This window comes from Comamonas sp. 7D-2, assembly GCF_022749555.1.
Lineage (GTDB): Bacteria > Pseudomonadota > Gammaproteobacteria > Burkholderiales > Burkholderiaceae_C > Comamonas > Comamonas thiooxydans.
The window spans coordinates 2,995,033-3,007,863 of record NZ_CP094238.1; the positions used below are offsets into that span (position 1 = coordinate 2,995,033).

Genomic DNA, 12,831 nt, shown 5'->3' on the forward strand with positions numbered 1-12,831 from the left:
GCGATGCTGAACCTCGCCGAATACCGCCAGCGCCCGGCCTTGCTCGCCGACTGGCTGCCCTGGGCCGGACTGGTGGCACCGGGCGTCGTCTTGAACAAGGACGGCAGCTTCCAGCGCACGGCGCGCTTTCGTGGCCCCGACCTCGACAGCGCGACGCAAGGCGAGCTGATCGCCACATCGGCGCGTTTGAACAACGCGCTGCGCCGCTTGGGTTCGGGCTGGGCGCTGTTCATCGAAGCCGAGCGCCGGCCAGCCGCCGACTACCCGCACTCGGAGTTTCCCGAGCCGCTGTCGTGGCTGGTCGATGAAGAACGCCGCGCCGCTTTCGAGGATTCGGGCAACCACTTCGAGAGCGGCTATCACCTGACGCTGGCCTACCTGCCGTCCGAGGAATCCCGTGCTCGCGCCGCGGGCCTGCTGTACGAAAACCGGCCGACCGAAGGCGTGGATTGGCGCGAACGGCTGCACGCATTCGTCGCTGAAACGGATCGCATCTTCGACCTGCTCGATGGCGTGATGCCGGAGATCGCGTGGCTCGATGACAGCCAGACGCTGACCTACCTGCACGCGACCGTCTCGACGCGACGCTACCGCGTCGGCGTTCCCGAAGTGCCGTTCCACATCGACGCGCTGCTGACGGACTCCGCACTGGTCGGCGGCCTGGCGCCGATGCTGGGCGACCAGCACCTGCGCGTAGTGTCGGTGCGGGGCTTCCCGACCTCGACCTGGCCGGGGATTCTGGACGACCTCAACCGCCTGGGCTTCGCGTATCGCTGGAGTACGCGCTTTCTGTGCCTCGACAAAGCCGAGGCGGAAAAAGAACTCGCCCGACTGCGCCGCCAGTGGTTTGCGAAAAGGAAGAACGTCATCGCGCTGCTGCGCGAGACGATCTTCCAGCAGGAAAGCCCGCTGGTCGATACCGACGCCAACAACAAGGCCGCCGACGCCGATGCTGCCTTGCAGGAGCTGGGCAGCGATCAAGTCGCCTTCGGCTACCTGACGGCGACCGTCACCGTCATGGACGCGGACGCCGCCGTGGCCGACGAGAAGCTGCGCATGGTGGAGCGCGTCATCCAGGGCCGGGGCTTCGTCACCATCCCCGAAACGCTCAATGCCGTGGATGCCTGGCTGTCGTCCATTCCGGGCAACGCATACGCCAATGTCCGCCAGCCCATCGTTTCGACGCTGAACCTGGCGCACATGATGCCGGTGTCGGCGGTGTGGGCCGGCCAGGAGCGCAACGCGCATCTCGATGGCCCGCCGCTGATCGTCACGCGCACCGACGGCGCGACGCCGTTCCGGCTGGTGACGCACATCGGCGACGTGGGCAACACGCTGGTGGTTGGCCCCATCGGCATGGGCAAGTCCGTACTGCTGGCGACGATCGCGATGCAGTTCCGCCGCTATCGCGGCTCGCGCATCTTCGCCTTCGACATGGGGCGCTCGATCCGTGCGGCCATCCTGGGAATGGGCGGCGAGCACTACGACCTGGGCGCGGATGCCGAAATCGCCTTCCAGCCGCTCGCGCGCATCGACCGCGAGGGCTACCGCACCTGGGCCAGCGAATGGGTGGAAGGCCGCCTGCTGCACGAAGGCGCGCCCGTCGGCCCGGACGAGAAGGCGGCCATCTGGTCTGCGCTGGGGAGCCTGGCCAGCGCGCCGGTGGAACAGCGCACGCTCACGGGCCTGACGGCCTTGCTGCAATCGAACACCTTGCGCCAGGCACTCGCGCCCTACGTCCTGGGCGGTGCGCACGGCAGGCTGCTGGATGCCGACCACGACCGCCTCGGCACGGCCGACGTGCAGGCGTTCGAGATGGAGGAGCTGATGCACAGCAAGGCCGCTGTGCTCGCGGTGCTGCGCTACTTGTTCGCGCGCTTCGAGGAGCGGCTGGATGGTGCGCCCACGCTGCTGATCCTTGATGAAGCGTGGTTGTTCCTCGATGACCCGGTGTTTGCCGCGCGCATCCGCCAGTGGCTCAAGACGCTGCGCAAGAAGAACGTCAGCGTCATCTTCGCCACGCAGTCGCTCGCAGACGTGAAGGACTCGGCCATCGCGCCGGCCATCATCGAAAGCTGCGCCAGCCGCATCTTCCTGCCGAACCCGCAGGCCACCGAGCCGCAGATTCGCACGATCTACGAGGGCTTCGGCCTCAACAGCCGGCAGATCGAGATTGTCGCCACCGCGCAGCCCAAGCGCGACTACTACTACCAATCCCGCCTCGGCAACCGCGTGTTCGACCTCGACCTGGGGCCGGCGACGCTGGCCTTCGCAGGTGCTTCCACGCCGCAAGACCAGCGCGCCATTGATGAGGTTCTTGGCCGCGTGTCGCAGGACGCCGGCGTGCCCGGCTTCGCGGGCGCCTGGCTGCGCCATCGCGGCCTCGATTGGGCGGCTGACCTGCTGCCCTCGTTCCCCGGCCTCGCGCCAGGTTCCCTCCATACCGCTGACCACCCCCAGGAGAACCAACCATGAAATTGCATACCCCCAAGCTCGCCGCGTTGACCGCCGCCTGCGTGCTCGCATTCGGCATCGCGCAACCCGCCCACGCCTTGTTCGGCGTCGGCGACATCGTGCTCGACCCGACCAATCTGGTGCAGAACACGCTCACCGCCGTTCGCACGCTGGAGCAGATCAACAACCAGATCCGCCAGCTCCAGAACGAAGCGCAGATGCTCATCAACCACGCGCGTAACCTGGCCAGCCTGCCGTCCAGCGTGGTGGGCCAGCTGCGCGCGAACCTGGCGACCACCCAGCGTCTCATCGCGCAGGCCAAGGGACTGGCCTACGACGTGACGAGCATCGACCGCGAGTTCGCGCGCCTGTATCCCGAGAAGTACGCGGCCACCGTGAGTGGCAATCAGATGTACCTCGACGCGCAGGAGCGCTGGAAGAACACGCTGGGCGGCTTGCAGACCACGATGCAGATGCAGGCCCAGGCGTCGCAGAACCTGAGCGACGACGAAAGCGTGCTGGCCGACCTCGTGGGCAAGAGCCAGTCGGCCGAGGGCGCGCTGCAAGCGATGCAGGCCATGAACCAGTTGCTGGCCTTGCAGGCCAAGCAGTCGATCCAGACGCAGCGGCTCCAGATCACGCAAGACCGCGCGGCCTCGCTGGAACTGGCGCGGCAGGCGGCGGCCACGGAGCGCGGGCGCGAAGTGACGCGCCGCTTCCTGGGCGAAGGCACGCCGTACACGCCGCAGCCCGTCAATTTCTACAACCGCTGACGGAGGCTGCCATGCAACGCACGCCCGTCGTGTTCGCCTTTGCCGCTCATGCGCTTGTGCTGGCCGGCTGTGACCGGCCGCAGCAGGTGCCGATGAATGCGCTTGCTGCCGACCCGGCCCGGCTGCACGCACTGCGCGCGCAGTGCCGCGCGGGCGCGCACGACGGCGCGTTTTGCGCGCAGGTGGTGCAGGCCGACCTGCGCCGCTTTCTCTCCGGCCAGGCCGGGCCGGGCGAGTACCAGACGCTGGCCGAGCTGCCACCGATCGCGCCCAGCTTCGATGAACCCACCGATGACAGTGGGGCAATCGCTCTACCCGGGCAGGAGTACTCGCCATGAACGACGTGACGGTCATCGACCGCTTCCTCGACACCTTCTCACGCTACATCGACTCGGGCTTCGGCCTGTTGCACGGTGAAGTGGCGTTTCTGACCGCCACGCTGATCGTCATCGACATGACGCTCGCCGGGCTGTTCTGGGCGATGAGTCATGCCACCGGCCAGGGTGAGGACGTGATCGCCAAGTTGATCCGCAAAGTGCTGTATGTGGGCGCCTTCGCCTACATCATCGGCAATTTCAACTGGTTGACGGGCATCGTTTTCCGCTCATTCGCGGGCCTGGGCCTGACGGCCAGTGGTTCGACCCTGAGCATGGAGAACTTCCTGCAACCGGGCCGGCTGGCGAAAGTCGGCATCGACGCCGGGGCCCCGATCCTGAAACAGATCGGCGACATGGCGGGCTTTCCCGAGGTATTCGTGAACATCACGCCCATCGTCGTGATGTTCCTTTCTTGGCTGATCGTCCTCCTGTGCTTCTTCGTGCTGGCGATCCAGCTTTTCATCACGCTGATCGAGTTCAAGCTGACCACGCTTGCCGGCTTCGTGCTGGTGCCGTTCGCGCTCTGGAACAAGACCGCATTTCTCGCCGAGAAGGTGCTGGGCAACGTGGTGTCGTCCGGCATCAAGGTGCTGGTGCTGGCGGTGATCGTGGGCATCGGCTCGGGCCTGTTCGCCGAGTTTCAGGTACAGCCCACCGAACCATCCATCGACCACTCCGTGGTCGTGATGCTGGCCTCGCTGACGCTGCTGGCCTTGGGCATCTTCGGGCCGGGCATTGCAACCGGGCTGGTGTCCGGCGGCCCGCAGCTCGGCGCAGGTGCGATGGCCGGTGCGGCGCTGGGCGCGGCCGGCGCTGCTGTTGCCGTGGGCGCTGCGGCTACGGGCGTCGGCGGCGCAGTCGCCGCCGGGGCGCGCATGGCGCCCGCAGCCGCCAAGCTGGCCGGTAGCGGAGCGCGTGCCGCCACTGGGGCCGCCAGCAGCGCCCGGTCAGCGTTTCAGGCGGGTTCTGCATCCGCCGGCGGCGGCCTCAAGGGCGCTGCCGCTGGTGTCGGCAATGTCGCCAAGACCGGCGCACAGGCGGCCGGGCAGAAGGTGGCTGAGGGCGCACGCTCGATGAAAGAGCGTGTCGCCGCTGCCTTCCGGCCCGACGACGACGGTTCGGCGTCGGGGGCCGGTGCCGCGCAGGCGGCAACCGAGTCAACCCCATCCGCTGCGCAACCCGCCTGGGCCAAGCGCCTGCACCGCAGGCAGCAGCTCACCCATGCCGCGACCACGGCCGCCCACACGTTGCGCGGCGGCGACGGCGGCAGCTCCAGCCAGGGGCCAAGCCTGCGCAACACCGATGAATGAAGCGATTCCTGATCCTCAAGGAGAACTCCCATGCGATTCAAACGACCGCAGGTGCGCTACGCCGACACGCCGCAGCCTGCTACTCCGTACCAATCCGCCGCCCAGGTTTGGGACGAGCGCATCGGCTCGGCCCGCGTGCAGGCCAAGAACTGGCGTTTCATGGCCTTCGGCTGCCTCACGCTGGCGGTGCTGATGGCGGGCGGCCTGGTGTGGCGTTCGGCGCAGTCCATCGTCACGCCTTACGTCATCGAGGTGGACAACGCGGGCCAGGTGCGCGCTGTTGGCGAAGCCGCCACGCCATACCGGCCCAGAGATGCGCAGATCGCCTACCACCTGGGCCGCTTCATCGGCCTGGTGCGCTCGCTGTCCATCGACCCCATCGTGGTGCGGCAGAACTGGCTCGATGCCTACGACTACACCACCGACAAAGGCGCAGTCGTGCTCAACGAATATGCCCGCGTGAACGATCCGTTCGCGCGCATCGGCAAGGAGTCGGTGACGGTGCAGATCACCAGTGTGACCCGCGCCACCGACCAGTCGTTCAACGTGCGTTGGACGGAGACGCGCTTCGTCAATGGAGCGCTGGATCGCACCGAACGCTGGAACGCGGTGATTTCCACAGTGCTGCAAGCCCCGCGTACCGAGCAGCGTGTGCGCAAGAACCCCCTGGGCATCTACGTCAACGGCCTGTCGTGGAGCCGCGAACTGGAAGCGAACGAAGGAGCAAAGCCATGAACGCACATTTCCGTAAATCCGCCTTGCCGGTGATCCTGCTGGTATCCACCGTCCTGTTTGCAGGCTGCGCTTCGCAGGGCAAGCCGCCGCCGTCCATTTCGCTTGATGAGCCGGTGCAGGCCCAGCCGCTGCCGGAGCCGCCTGCGCCTGTGGAGGTGGTGGCCGTGCCGCAGGTGCTGCCGATGCCTGCGCAGATGAAACCTGTGCCGGATGCCAAGCCCACGCCAGAACCCGCCGATGAAACCTTGCGCGTATCCCGCGCGAATGCCGAAGCGCGCATTGCACCGACGCGCGAGGGCTACGTCAACGCGATTCAAGTCTGGCCCTTCACGGACGGCGCGCTGTATCAGGTCTATGCGGCTGTGGGTCGCGTGACGGTGATCGCGCTCCAGCCGGGCGAGGAGCTGGTGACGGTGGCGGCGGGCGATACGGTGCGCTGGATCGTGGGCGACACATCGAGCGGCAGCGGTGATGCGCTGCGCGTGAATGTCATGGTCAAGCCCATCCGCTCGGGCCTCAAGACCAATCTGGTCATCACCACCAGCAGGCGTACCTATCTGCTGGAACTGACCTCGACCGAGAAGACGTGGATGGCGTCGGTGTCCTGGGAATATCCCAAGGACAAGATGCTGGCCTTGCAGCGCCAGGCGCAGGCGGCCAGCGCCGCCGCGCCGGTCGATAGCGGCCTGTCGTTGGAGAAGATCCGATTCCGCTACGCGGTCAGCGGGAGCAATCCGCCGTGGAAGCCGCTGCGCGCCTTTGACGATGGCGAGAAGGTCTACATCCAGTTCCCACCGGGCATTGCCCAGGGCGAGTTGCCGCCGCTGTTCGTCATCGGCGCGCAGGGCGACGGGCAACTGGTGAATTACCGCTTCCGCTCGCCGTACTACATCGTGGATCGCCTGTTCGGCGCGGCCGAGTTGCGCCTGGGCGGTGACAAGGGCGACGTGGTGCGGATCGAGCGCACGGACGGCACGCGGAGGAACTGACCATGAGCCAGGACGATTCCCCTGATCTTGCTCCGCAGACGGGCAAGGTCGCGCCCGAGGCGGTGGCGCTGCGCGCTCAACCGCGCCCGGTCACGCGCCTGAACCGGCGCACCTTGGCCATCCTCACCGGCGGCCTGTCGGTCGCCGTGCTCGGGGCTACGATCTGGTCATTGCAGCCGCATCGGCGCGGCGCGGGCGAGCAGACCGAGCTGTACAACGTCGATCGCGTGTCGAAGTCCGAAGGGCTGGATGGCCTGCCGACCGACTACTCGAAGCTGCCGCCTAAGGTGCCTGAGCTGGGGCCGCCGTTGCCGGGCGACCTCGGCCCGGCCATCGTGAAGTCGCAGCAGCCGGTGACGCCAGCCTACGCACCGCCGGGACATGATCCGGCGGATGCGTGGCGCAAGGAGGCCGATGCGGCGGCGAACTCGTCGGTGTTCTTCCGCTCGGGCAACCAAGGCAAGACCGCTGCGCCAGGTACGGCCCAAATCGCGGCGGCTACGCCCGGAAGCGCCTTGGCGGGCTTCGACCCGCTGGCTGCTGGCCCAGCCTCAACGGCGGCCCAGCCATCCGACCCGACCGCCGTGCAGAACCGGCAGGAGCAGAAGGAAGCCTTCCTGAAAGGCGGCTCTACGGAAACCCGCAATTCCGGCAATCTGCAAATGCCGTCCTCGCCGTATCAGGTCATGGCTGGAACGGTGATCGCCGGGGCGCTGGTGACGGGCATCAAGTCGGACTTGCCGGGTGACGTGATCGCCACGGTGACAGAGCCGGTCTATGACACGGCCACGGGTAAGTTCCTGCTGATCCCGCAGGGTTCGCGCATCCTGGGCAAGTACAACAGCCAGGTGAGCTACGGGCAGAGCCGGGTGCAGGTGGTGTGGAACCGCGTCATCCTGCCGGACACGTCATCGCTGAAGCTCGACAGCCTCGCGGGCACCGATCCGGCCGGCTATGCCGGGCTGGAGGATGGTGTCGATTGGCATTGGGATCGCGTTTTTGCCGGCGCGGCGCTGACGACCCTGCTGGGCGTGGGTGCCGAGTTGGCTGCGCCAGAAAACCGGCAGGACGGCAACCGCATCGTCATCGCTGGGCGCGACAGCACGCAGGACAGCATCAACCAAGTCGGCCAGGAGATGACCCGGCGCAACATGAACATCCAGCCGACGCTGACCGAGCGGCCGGGCCTGCCGGTGCGGATCATCGTCAACCGCGATCTTGTGTTGCGTCCCTACCAGCCGTTGTTCTTCAACCGTGGAGTTGCGAAATGAACACCACCAAGAAGCTGCGGCTTGGGCCTCTGCCCAAGACCGAAAGCGTCAAGCTGACCTTTGCGTGCCCGGTCAGCCTGAAAGCCGACCTCGACCGCTACGCCGCGCTGCACTCGCAGGCGTATGGCGAGGCGGTCGATGCAACGACGCTGATCCCGCACATGCTAGAGGCGTTCATGGCAGCGGATCGGGGATTCAGGAAGGGAGGTAGGGGCAAGGCCGCACCGCCCAAATCAGGCTGACGAAGCGAACGCACCCAACAGCCGCTCACAATGAAAGCGCAGCCTACGGGCTGCGCTTTCATCGTTCTGGGAGTCGGTCAGTTGGGCTATTATGGAAACGCAAGTCGGTCTGCTGTTGGGAAACGTGCCCGATGCAACGCGCTCCGGCTTTCTCTCCTGTCGCTCTTATGTGGCACCTGGCCACGTCGCCCGAGTCGCTTCAAGCGGCCCCAAACAGAGCTAACCTTGCGTCCCACATAGAGTTTTAGACCTCGTGCGATTTGCACAAATGGCTTGACACGAGCAGTTTTTTAGGTTCAGTGCGGCGGTGCAGCTCGGCCTTGCAACGGAAAACTATCGTGTTCTGATTTTGCTTCACCTGCCGGTCCATATCGCCTTTGCCTCGTCATCGCTTTCAGCTGTAAGAGTTTTGATCGATATATCCAATCGCTCGGCGCTCTTCTCAACGATCTGTCGGAACGGCTCGATCTTGAAGTCACCGGTGTAGCGCTTCGTGCTAATAGTCGCCTCAGCCTAAGCGATAGTTTTTATGGCAGCAAGGTGTCTACGGAATTCTGGGCGATTCAGTCGGCATAGACCTCTTGATCGCTGACCTGCAAAACTATTGGCCTCCTCGAATGTTCTTGACACAATTCTGCGTGGGTTCAAGCAGGCGGTCAGAACTCTGGGGCAGATGTTGTTGTAGACAGGAGAGGTAGAGAGTTCCCAGGCAATGCTAAGGCGCTAAAATATATCGTGAACGACGATAAGGTCGAAAGTGTCGACGCCGCGCAAATCGTCCCATCTTCCGCACCAGCAAAAGGTGCGAGATTCCGACGGTAAAAGCGACGGTATGGCCTTATGTCGATCACCGCTAAATCCTTTAACCATGCGGGTTTAGGCGATTTGTTGATGATGGAGTGGGAATAAAGCGCTGTCGTGAACTGACGCGCAAGCTTTAGACCTTTTCTCATGCAAGCCCGCGATATCGCGGGCTTTTTTCATTTCTATCTAGCTCTATCTGGAACTAGCCGGTCTTGCGAAGTCGGCGGTTTCGATGGCACTTTGCATGGCACCGAACGTCGCCAATACCATCCACCTCGTCGATACCATCAGCCCGCCTTCTGCAGTTGACGGCATCAAAATCACCTAAGCCTTTGATTTTAAAGACGGTAGCTTGCACAAAAACGCGCTTGCTTGCTGCTGGTATCGCGCATATGCCCGCGAACAGTCAACGCAGGAGCGCGGGCAACACGAGTTTGCAGAGCAAGAGGCCAAGGCTCGAAAAGTTGGACTTTGACGAGAGGCCGAGCCAATCGCGCCATGGGATTGGCGCAAAGCCTTATGCGAGCCTCGGCACAACCCAAGTCCGTAAACAACCCTATGCTGACCGTCGCCCTAGCGAATTGACCGCCGAAGAGCAGCCAGCCAACCGCTGCCGGCTCCGAGCTACGTAACATTACGGCCATAGGCGCTCGGTTGTCCAGACAGCGCCGTCGCGTCTGTAGCGAAGACGTATGTGGCGTCGCTGTTCATGACCTTGCCAGAACTCAATGGTGTCAGGCCGCACAGCATAGACAACCCATTCGGGCGAGATGAGTTGCGGGTTCTCTTCAAGCCGCTCCAGTTGTTTGGCCAACCCATCTTCAAATTCCCTATCAGAGTCCAGAACATCACTTTGCCGACCGAGTAGAGCTCCGGCGCGAGAGCCATGTGGTCGCGCCAAGAAATCGGCTGCTTGAGCTTGAGGACCCATGTCGTGCGCAACACCACGAATGCGGATTTGACGTCCAAGTGCAGGCCAATAAAAGGTCAGTGCCACATTGGACTTGTAGGAAATTTGGTGGCCCTTGGGGCTGCTGCGTGTGATGGCGAAGTGCCAACCGTGGTCATCTACATTTTTGAGGATTAAGACACGCGCATCGGGATGTCCGTCAGCATCCACGGTGGACAAGGTCATTGCGTGCGGCTCTCGGATTCCAGCGTCGATGGCCATCTGCAGCCATTCGACGAAAAGGACTTCGGGGTTGGCGGGCGCAAGCGTGATGTCGAAAGGCTTATATGGGCCGGGCAAGGATTTTAGGTTCCGCAGCAGCTCTCGTATGTTGGACACGGTGTTGTCTCTTTCACTAAGTAAACGATTCATGTTCGCAATGCGCAGATTCTCCGTCACCCGATAGCCGTCGTTAGTCGGGGTCCGCTTCTGGCCGTCTTCAGTTGTCGCGCCGAGTCTTCGCTTGCTTCTGAATCGAGAACGTCACCGTGAAGTCCGGGTTCACCACTACTTCGCCAGTGGTCCGAAGCCGGTACTCGCCGGGCTCAGCCTTTCGAAACGAACGCGTATCGGGAGGCAGGTGGAACTGCTCGCCGGCTCGCTGGCCTTCCAGTGATAAAAGAATTCCCTTGCGCTCATCGGCATGGACGACGCGACCGAACAGTTGTTGCTGCTCGAAAGGCTCCTCGGCACCCACGTCAAAGTAGGCAAGTCCAACGAGAACCAATTGCCCAGGGAGCGTGTTCGCAAGGGTCGCGTCCCATGGCAGCTCTTCATTAAAGTCGTTGCTCATGGCCGAAATTCTGCCCTTAAGTTAGAGGTCTGCTTCTGGCCGAGAGCACCGCTTCGTACTGGCCGCCGATAGTGGCCTGTCGAACGATTTCCTGATCACAAGTCGAATGACTGCTGTCAGGGCGCACACCAAGCTCACGTTGTCGCCCGCGGGCCGTCTTTCAATGACGCTGCAGATTGCCAACGCCGAAGTGCTCATTCGCCTCCGAGGTTGAATAACCCAATAACCTCGCAATTGGCACGTCATCGAGTTTGACCTGATCCGCCACGCTGCGCAGAATTATTGTTCATCTTGCCGCCGCGAGCCAAGACGACAAGTGCGTGTTCCTGTGGCTCCCATGGAGGTTCGTATGAGCTATCACTTGGAAGGTCGCCTGCTCGAGGTTTGTAACTGTAAGGTTCTGTGCCCCTGCTGGATTGGCGAGGACCCGGACTACGGCACTTGCGACACCATCGTCGCTTGGCGCATAGACAAGGGAAACGTCGATGGTGTTGACGTGGGCGGCAATACCATCGCTGCCGTAGCCCATGTTCCCGGCAATATCCTTGAAGGCAACTGGAGGGCCGCGATTTTTGTCGACGACCAGGCTTCCAAGGCACAAGAGGAAGCGCTGCTCAAGGTCTACACCGGCCAGGCCGGGGGGCCTGTCGCCGATCTCGCCAAGCTGATCGGCGAGGTGGTATCTGTGGAGCGAGCACCCATCCGCTTCACTGTCAAGGAGGGTAAGGGGCAGTTGGAGATCGGCAAGGACTACTTCGCTGAACTCGAGCCGTATCGTGGGGCCATGGATAGGCAGACCACGCTTTCCGATACCGTGTTCTCGACGGTACCCGGGGCACCGGTTTTTGTGGGCAAGGCTCCGACCTACCGATCAAAAAACGCCGCCCTCGCCATCGACCTCGATATCAAGAACCACAACGCCCTGCAGAGCACCTTTGTCTTCGACGCCTGAGCCGCCGGGTCAATCCAAGGCGAGTAGCGATCGGACCACAAGCGCGGAGATTTCCCAATGACGCCGCAGGCAAGCCCTACGCTGACCAGGGCCACCCGTCACCGTCGCGTGTTCTTGCCGGTCTTGGCAGCACTGGTGGTGCTTGCCTGGGTGACGTTGTGGGCTTGGGCGCGCAGCCCTTACGGTCGCTATCTCGAACACGGTGACTGGACGGCGGAAGGGCCGGCAGCGTTTCTGTGCCGTGTCGTTCCCGCCGGCGATGTGGTCGTACCCATGGCGCTTTACGCCGTTGCCTGGATCCTGATGACGGCGGCCATGATGCTACCCACCACCTTGCCGCTGTTCAACGCCTTTGATCGGTTGACGACCGGGCGCACGGACCATGGGCGCCTCTGCATGCTGCTCGGCCTGGGCTATATGGCGGTATGGGGGGGCTTCGGGCTGCTGGCACACGCACTTCACTCTGCGGTGCTGTCTTTGCTCTCCAGCGTACCCACGCTGGCTTGGCATGGCTGGCTGCTGGGTGCGGCGACCATTGCCTTGGCCGGTGTTTTTCAATTTAGCAAGCTCAAGTACCAATGCCTGGAAAAGTGTCGCACACCCTTGAGCTTCGTGATCGAGCACTGGCATGGGGGTGAGCATCCAGCGCGGCAGGCGTTCGCGCTTGGCGCTCACCACGGCCTGTTTTGCGTCGGCTGCTGCTGGGCGCTGATGCTGTTGATGTTTGCGCTCGGTACCGGCAGCCTCGGCTGGATGCTCCTGCTCGCGGCCATGATGGCGATCGAAAAGAACATCCCCTGGGGCCGGCGTCTCAGCAAGCCGCTAGGTATCGCGCTGCTGTCTTGGTCTGCCATCATCGTAATGAGCCATGGTTGACACGCGTGCTGGCCGCACCTCCTTGCAAACGCTCTCGCTGCGGTGGCGATGCTCGCCTTCGCGGCCAATTCATTGTTGTGCCGACTTGCACTGCAGAAAACAGGCATCGATCCGGCCAGCATCGACAGCATCCCCTGCGGGTCAGTTCTGCGTGGAAATTAACAAACAGTGAAATGTCCGCGTTGATATGTTCCGTCGTAGACCGAGCAGAGCCCTAACGACTGCAAAAGCTACTTCACACATCTACTTTCGCTATGCAGCGATTGCCGTCATTGATACAGCCAAGTCCGCCGGGCCACCTCATGA

General features: G+C 63.4%; 12 protein-coding genes and 1 pseudogene. 11 read left to right on the forward strand and 2 right to left on the reverse strand.

Features of this window, described 5'->3' with window-relative positions; all coding sequences use genetic code 11:
• Positions 1-3: 3 nt before the first annotated feature.
• From trbE to MPZ60_RS13800, 9 genes and pseudogenes are all read left to right on the forward strand, one after another.
• Positions 4-2,475 carry a conjugal transfer protein TrbE gene (trbE, locus tag MPZ60_RS13760; protein ID WP_242882063.1) on the forward strand — a complete coding sequence of 824 codons (2,472 nt, stop codon included), beginning with the start codon at positions 4-6 and terminating at the stop codon, positions 2,473-2,475.
• Positions 2,472-3,227, forward strand: a complete 756-nt coding sequence (gene trbJ / locus MPZ60_RS13765) for a P-type conjugative transfer protein TrbJ (RefSeq protein WP_242882062.1) — start codon at positions 2,472-2,474, stop codon at positions 3,225-3,227. Before trbE ends, trbJ begins: the two co-directional genes overlap by 4 nt.
• A gap of 11 nt (positions 3,228-3,238) precedes the next feature.
• Positions 3,239-3,565 (forward strand): hypothetical protein, encoded by a 327-nt coding sequence (locus MPZ60_RS13770; RefSeq protein ID WP_242882061.1) that lies wholly within the window; start codon positions 3,239-3,241, stop codon positions 3,563-3,565.
• Positions 3,562-4,914, forward strand: coding sequence for a P-type conjugative transfer protein TrbL (trbL, locus tag MPZ60_RS13775; protein WP_242882060.1), 1,353 nt, complete (start codon positions 3,562-3,564; stop codon positions 4,912-4,914). Before MPZ60_RS13770 ends, trbL begins: the two co-directional genes overlap by 4 nt.
• Before the next feature lie 30 nt (positions 4,915-4,944).
• Positions 4,945-5,649, forward strand: coding sequence for a conjugal transfer protein TrbF (gene trbF, locus MPZ60_RS13780; RefSeq protein WP_242882059.1), 705 nt, complete (start codon positions 4,945-4,947; stop codon positions 5,647-5,649).
• Positions 5,646-6,638 (forward strand): P-type conjugative transfer protein TrbG, encoded by a 993-nt coding sequence (gene trbG, locus MPZ60_RS13785; RefSeq protein WP_242882058.1) that lies wholly within the window; start codon positions 5,646-5,648, stop codon positions 6,636-6,638. The genes trbF and trbG overlap by 4 nt, the downstream gene beginning before the upstream one ends.
• Before the next feature lie 2 nt (positions 6,639-6,640).
• The gene (locus tag MPZ60_RS13790; protein ID WP_242882057.1) at positions 6,641-7,909 is read left to right on the forward strand and encodes a TrbI/VirB10 family protein; all 1,269 of its coding nucleotides are present in this window, start codon (positions 6,641-6,643) and stop codon (positions 7,907-7,909) included.
• The gene (locus MPZ60_RS13795) at positions 7,906-8,151 is read left to right on the forward strand and encodes a DUF2274 domain-containing protein (protein ID WP_189353467.1); all 246 of its coding nucleotides are present in this window, start codon (positions 7,906-7,908) and stop codon (positions 8,149-8,151) included. The genes MPZ60_RS13790 and MPZ60_RS13795 overlap by 4 nt, the downstream gene beginning before the upstream one ends.
• A 1,183-nt stretch (positions 8,152-9,334) precedes the next feature.
• Positions 9,335-9,430 (forward strand): annotated as a pseudogene (locus MPZ60_RS13800) (thermonuclease family protein); the annotation flags it as partial.
• Between the two features lie 159 nt (positions 9,431-9,589).
• Here MPZ60_RS13800 and MPZ60_RS13805 read toward each other — a convergent pair.
• Together MPZ60_RS13805 and MPZ60_RS13810 are read right to left on the reverse strand one after the other, a co-directional pair.
• Positions 9,590-10,276 (reverse strand): pyridoxal 5'-phosphate synthase, encoded by a 687-nt coding sequence (locus MPZ60_RS13805; protein ID WP_034355569.1) that lies wholly within the window; start codon positions 10,274-10,276, stop codon positions 9,590-9,592.
• A 67-nt stretch (positions 10,277-10,343) separates the two neighbouring features.
• Complete coding sequence (locus MPZ60_RS13810; protein WP_034355572.1) at positions 10,344-10,697, reverse strand: hypothetical protein; 354 nt, start codon at positions 10,695-10,697, stop codon at positions 10,344-10,346.
• Between the two features lie 349 nt (positions 10,698-11,046).
• On the opposite strand from MPZ60_RS13810, the gene MPZ60_RS13815 reads away from it, so the two are divergent.
• Together MPZ60_RS13815 and MPZ60_RS13820 are read left to right on the forward strand one after the other, a co-directional pair.
• On the forward strand, positions 11,047-11,649 hold the full coding sequence (locus MPZ60_RS13815) for a DUF1326 domain-containing protein (protein ID WP_034355609.1): 603 nt from the start codon (positions 11,047-11,049) through the stop codon (positions 11,647-11,649).
• A 57-nt stretch (positions 11,650-11,706) separates the two neighbouring features.
• Positions 11,707-12,525, forward strand: coding sequence for a DUF2182 domain-containing protein (locus MPZ60_RS13820; RefSeq protein WP_034355575.1), 819 nt, complete (start codon positions 11,707-11,709; stop codon positions 12,523-12,525).
• The last annotated feature ends 306 nt before the right edge of the window (positions 12,526-12,831 follow it).

Bases quoted from the DNA above. Each gene is read 5' to 3' on its own strand.
- MPZ60_RS13815 (WP_034355609.1), top strand. From the start codon at position 11,047: ATGAGCTATCACTTGGAAGGTCGCCTGCTCGAGGTTTGTAACTGTAAG.
- MPZ60_RS13770 (WP_242882061.1), top strand. From the start codon at position 3,239: ATGCAACGCACGCCCGTCGTGTTCGCCTTTGCCGCTCATGCGCTTGTG.
- trbJ (WP_242882062.1), top strand. From the start codon at position 2,472: ATGAAATTGCATACCCCCAAGCTCGCCGCGTTGACCGCCGCCTGCGTG.
- MPZ60_RS13795 (WP_189353467.1), top strand. From the start codon at position 7,906: ATGAACACCACCAAGAAGCTGCGGCTTGGGCCTCTGCCCAAGACCGAA.
- MPZ60_RS13790 (WP_242882057.1), top strand. From the start codon at position 6,641: ATGAGCCAGGACGATTCCCCTGATCTTGCTCCGCAGACGGGCAAGGTC.
- trbE (WP_242882063.1), top strand. From the start codon at position 4: ATGCTGAACCTCGCCGAATACCGCCAGCGCCCGGCCTTGCTCGCCGAC.
- trbF (WP_242882059.1), top strand. From the start codon at position 4,945: ATGCGATTCAAACGACCGCAGGTGCGCTACGCCGACACGCCGCAGCCT.
- trbL (WP_242882060.1), top strand. From the start codon at position 3,562: ATGAACGACGTGACGGTCATCGACCGCTTCCTCGACACCTTCTCACGC.
- MPZ60_RS13805 (WP_034355569.1), bottom strand. From the start codon at position 10,276: ATGAATCGTTTACTTAGTGAAAGAGACAACACCGTGTCCAACATACGA.
- MPZ60_RS13820 (WP_034355575.1), top strand. From the start codon at position 11,707: ATGACGCCGCAGGCAAGCCCTACGCTGACCAGGGCCACCCGTCACCGT.
- trbG (WP_242882058.1), top strand. From the start codon at position 5,646: ATGAACGCACATTTCCGTAAATCCGCCTTGCCGGTGATCCTGCTGGTA.
- MPZ60_RS13810 (WP_034355572.1), bottom strand. From the start codon at position 10,697: ATGAGCAACGACTTTAATGAAGAGCTGCCATGGGACGCGACCCTTGCG.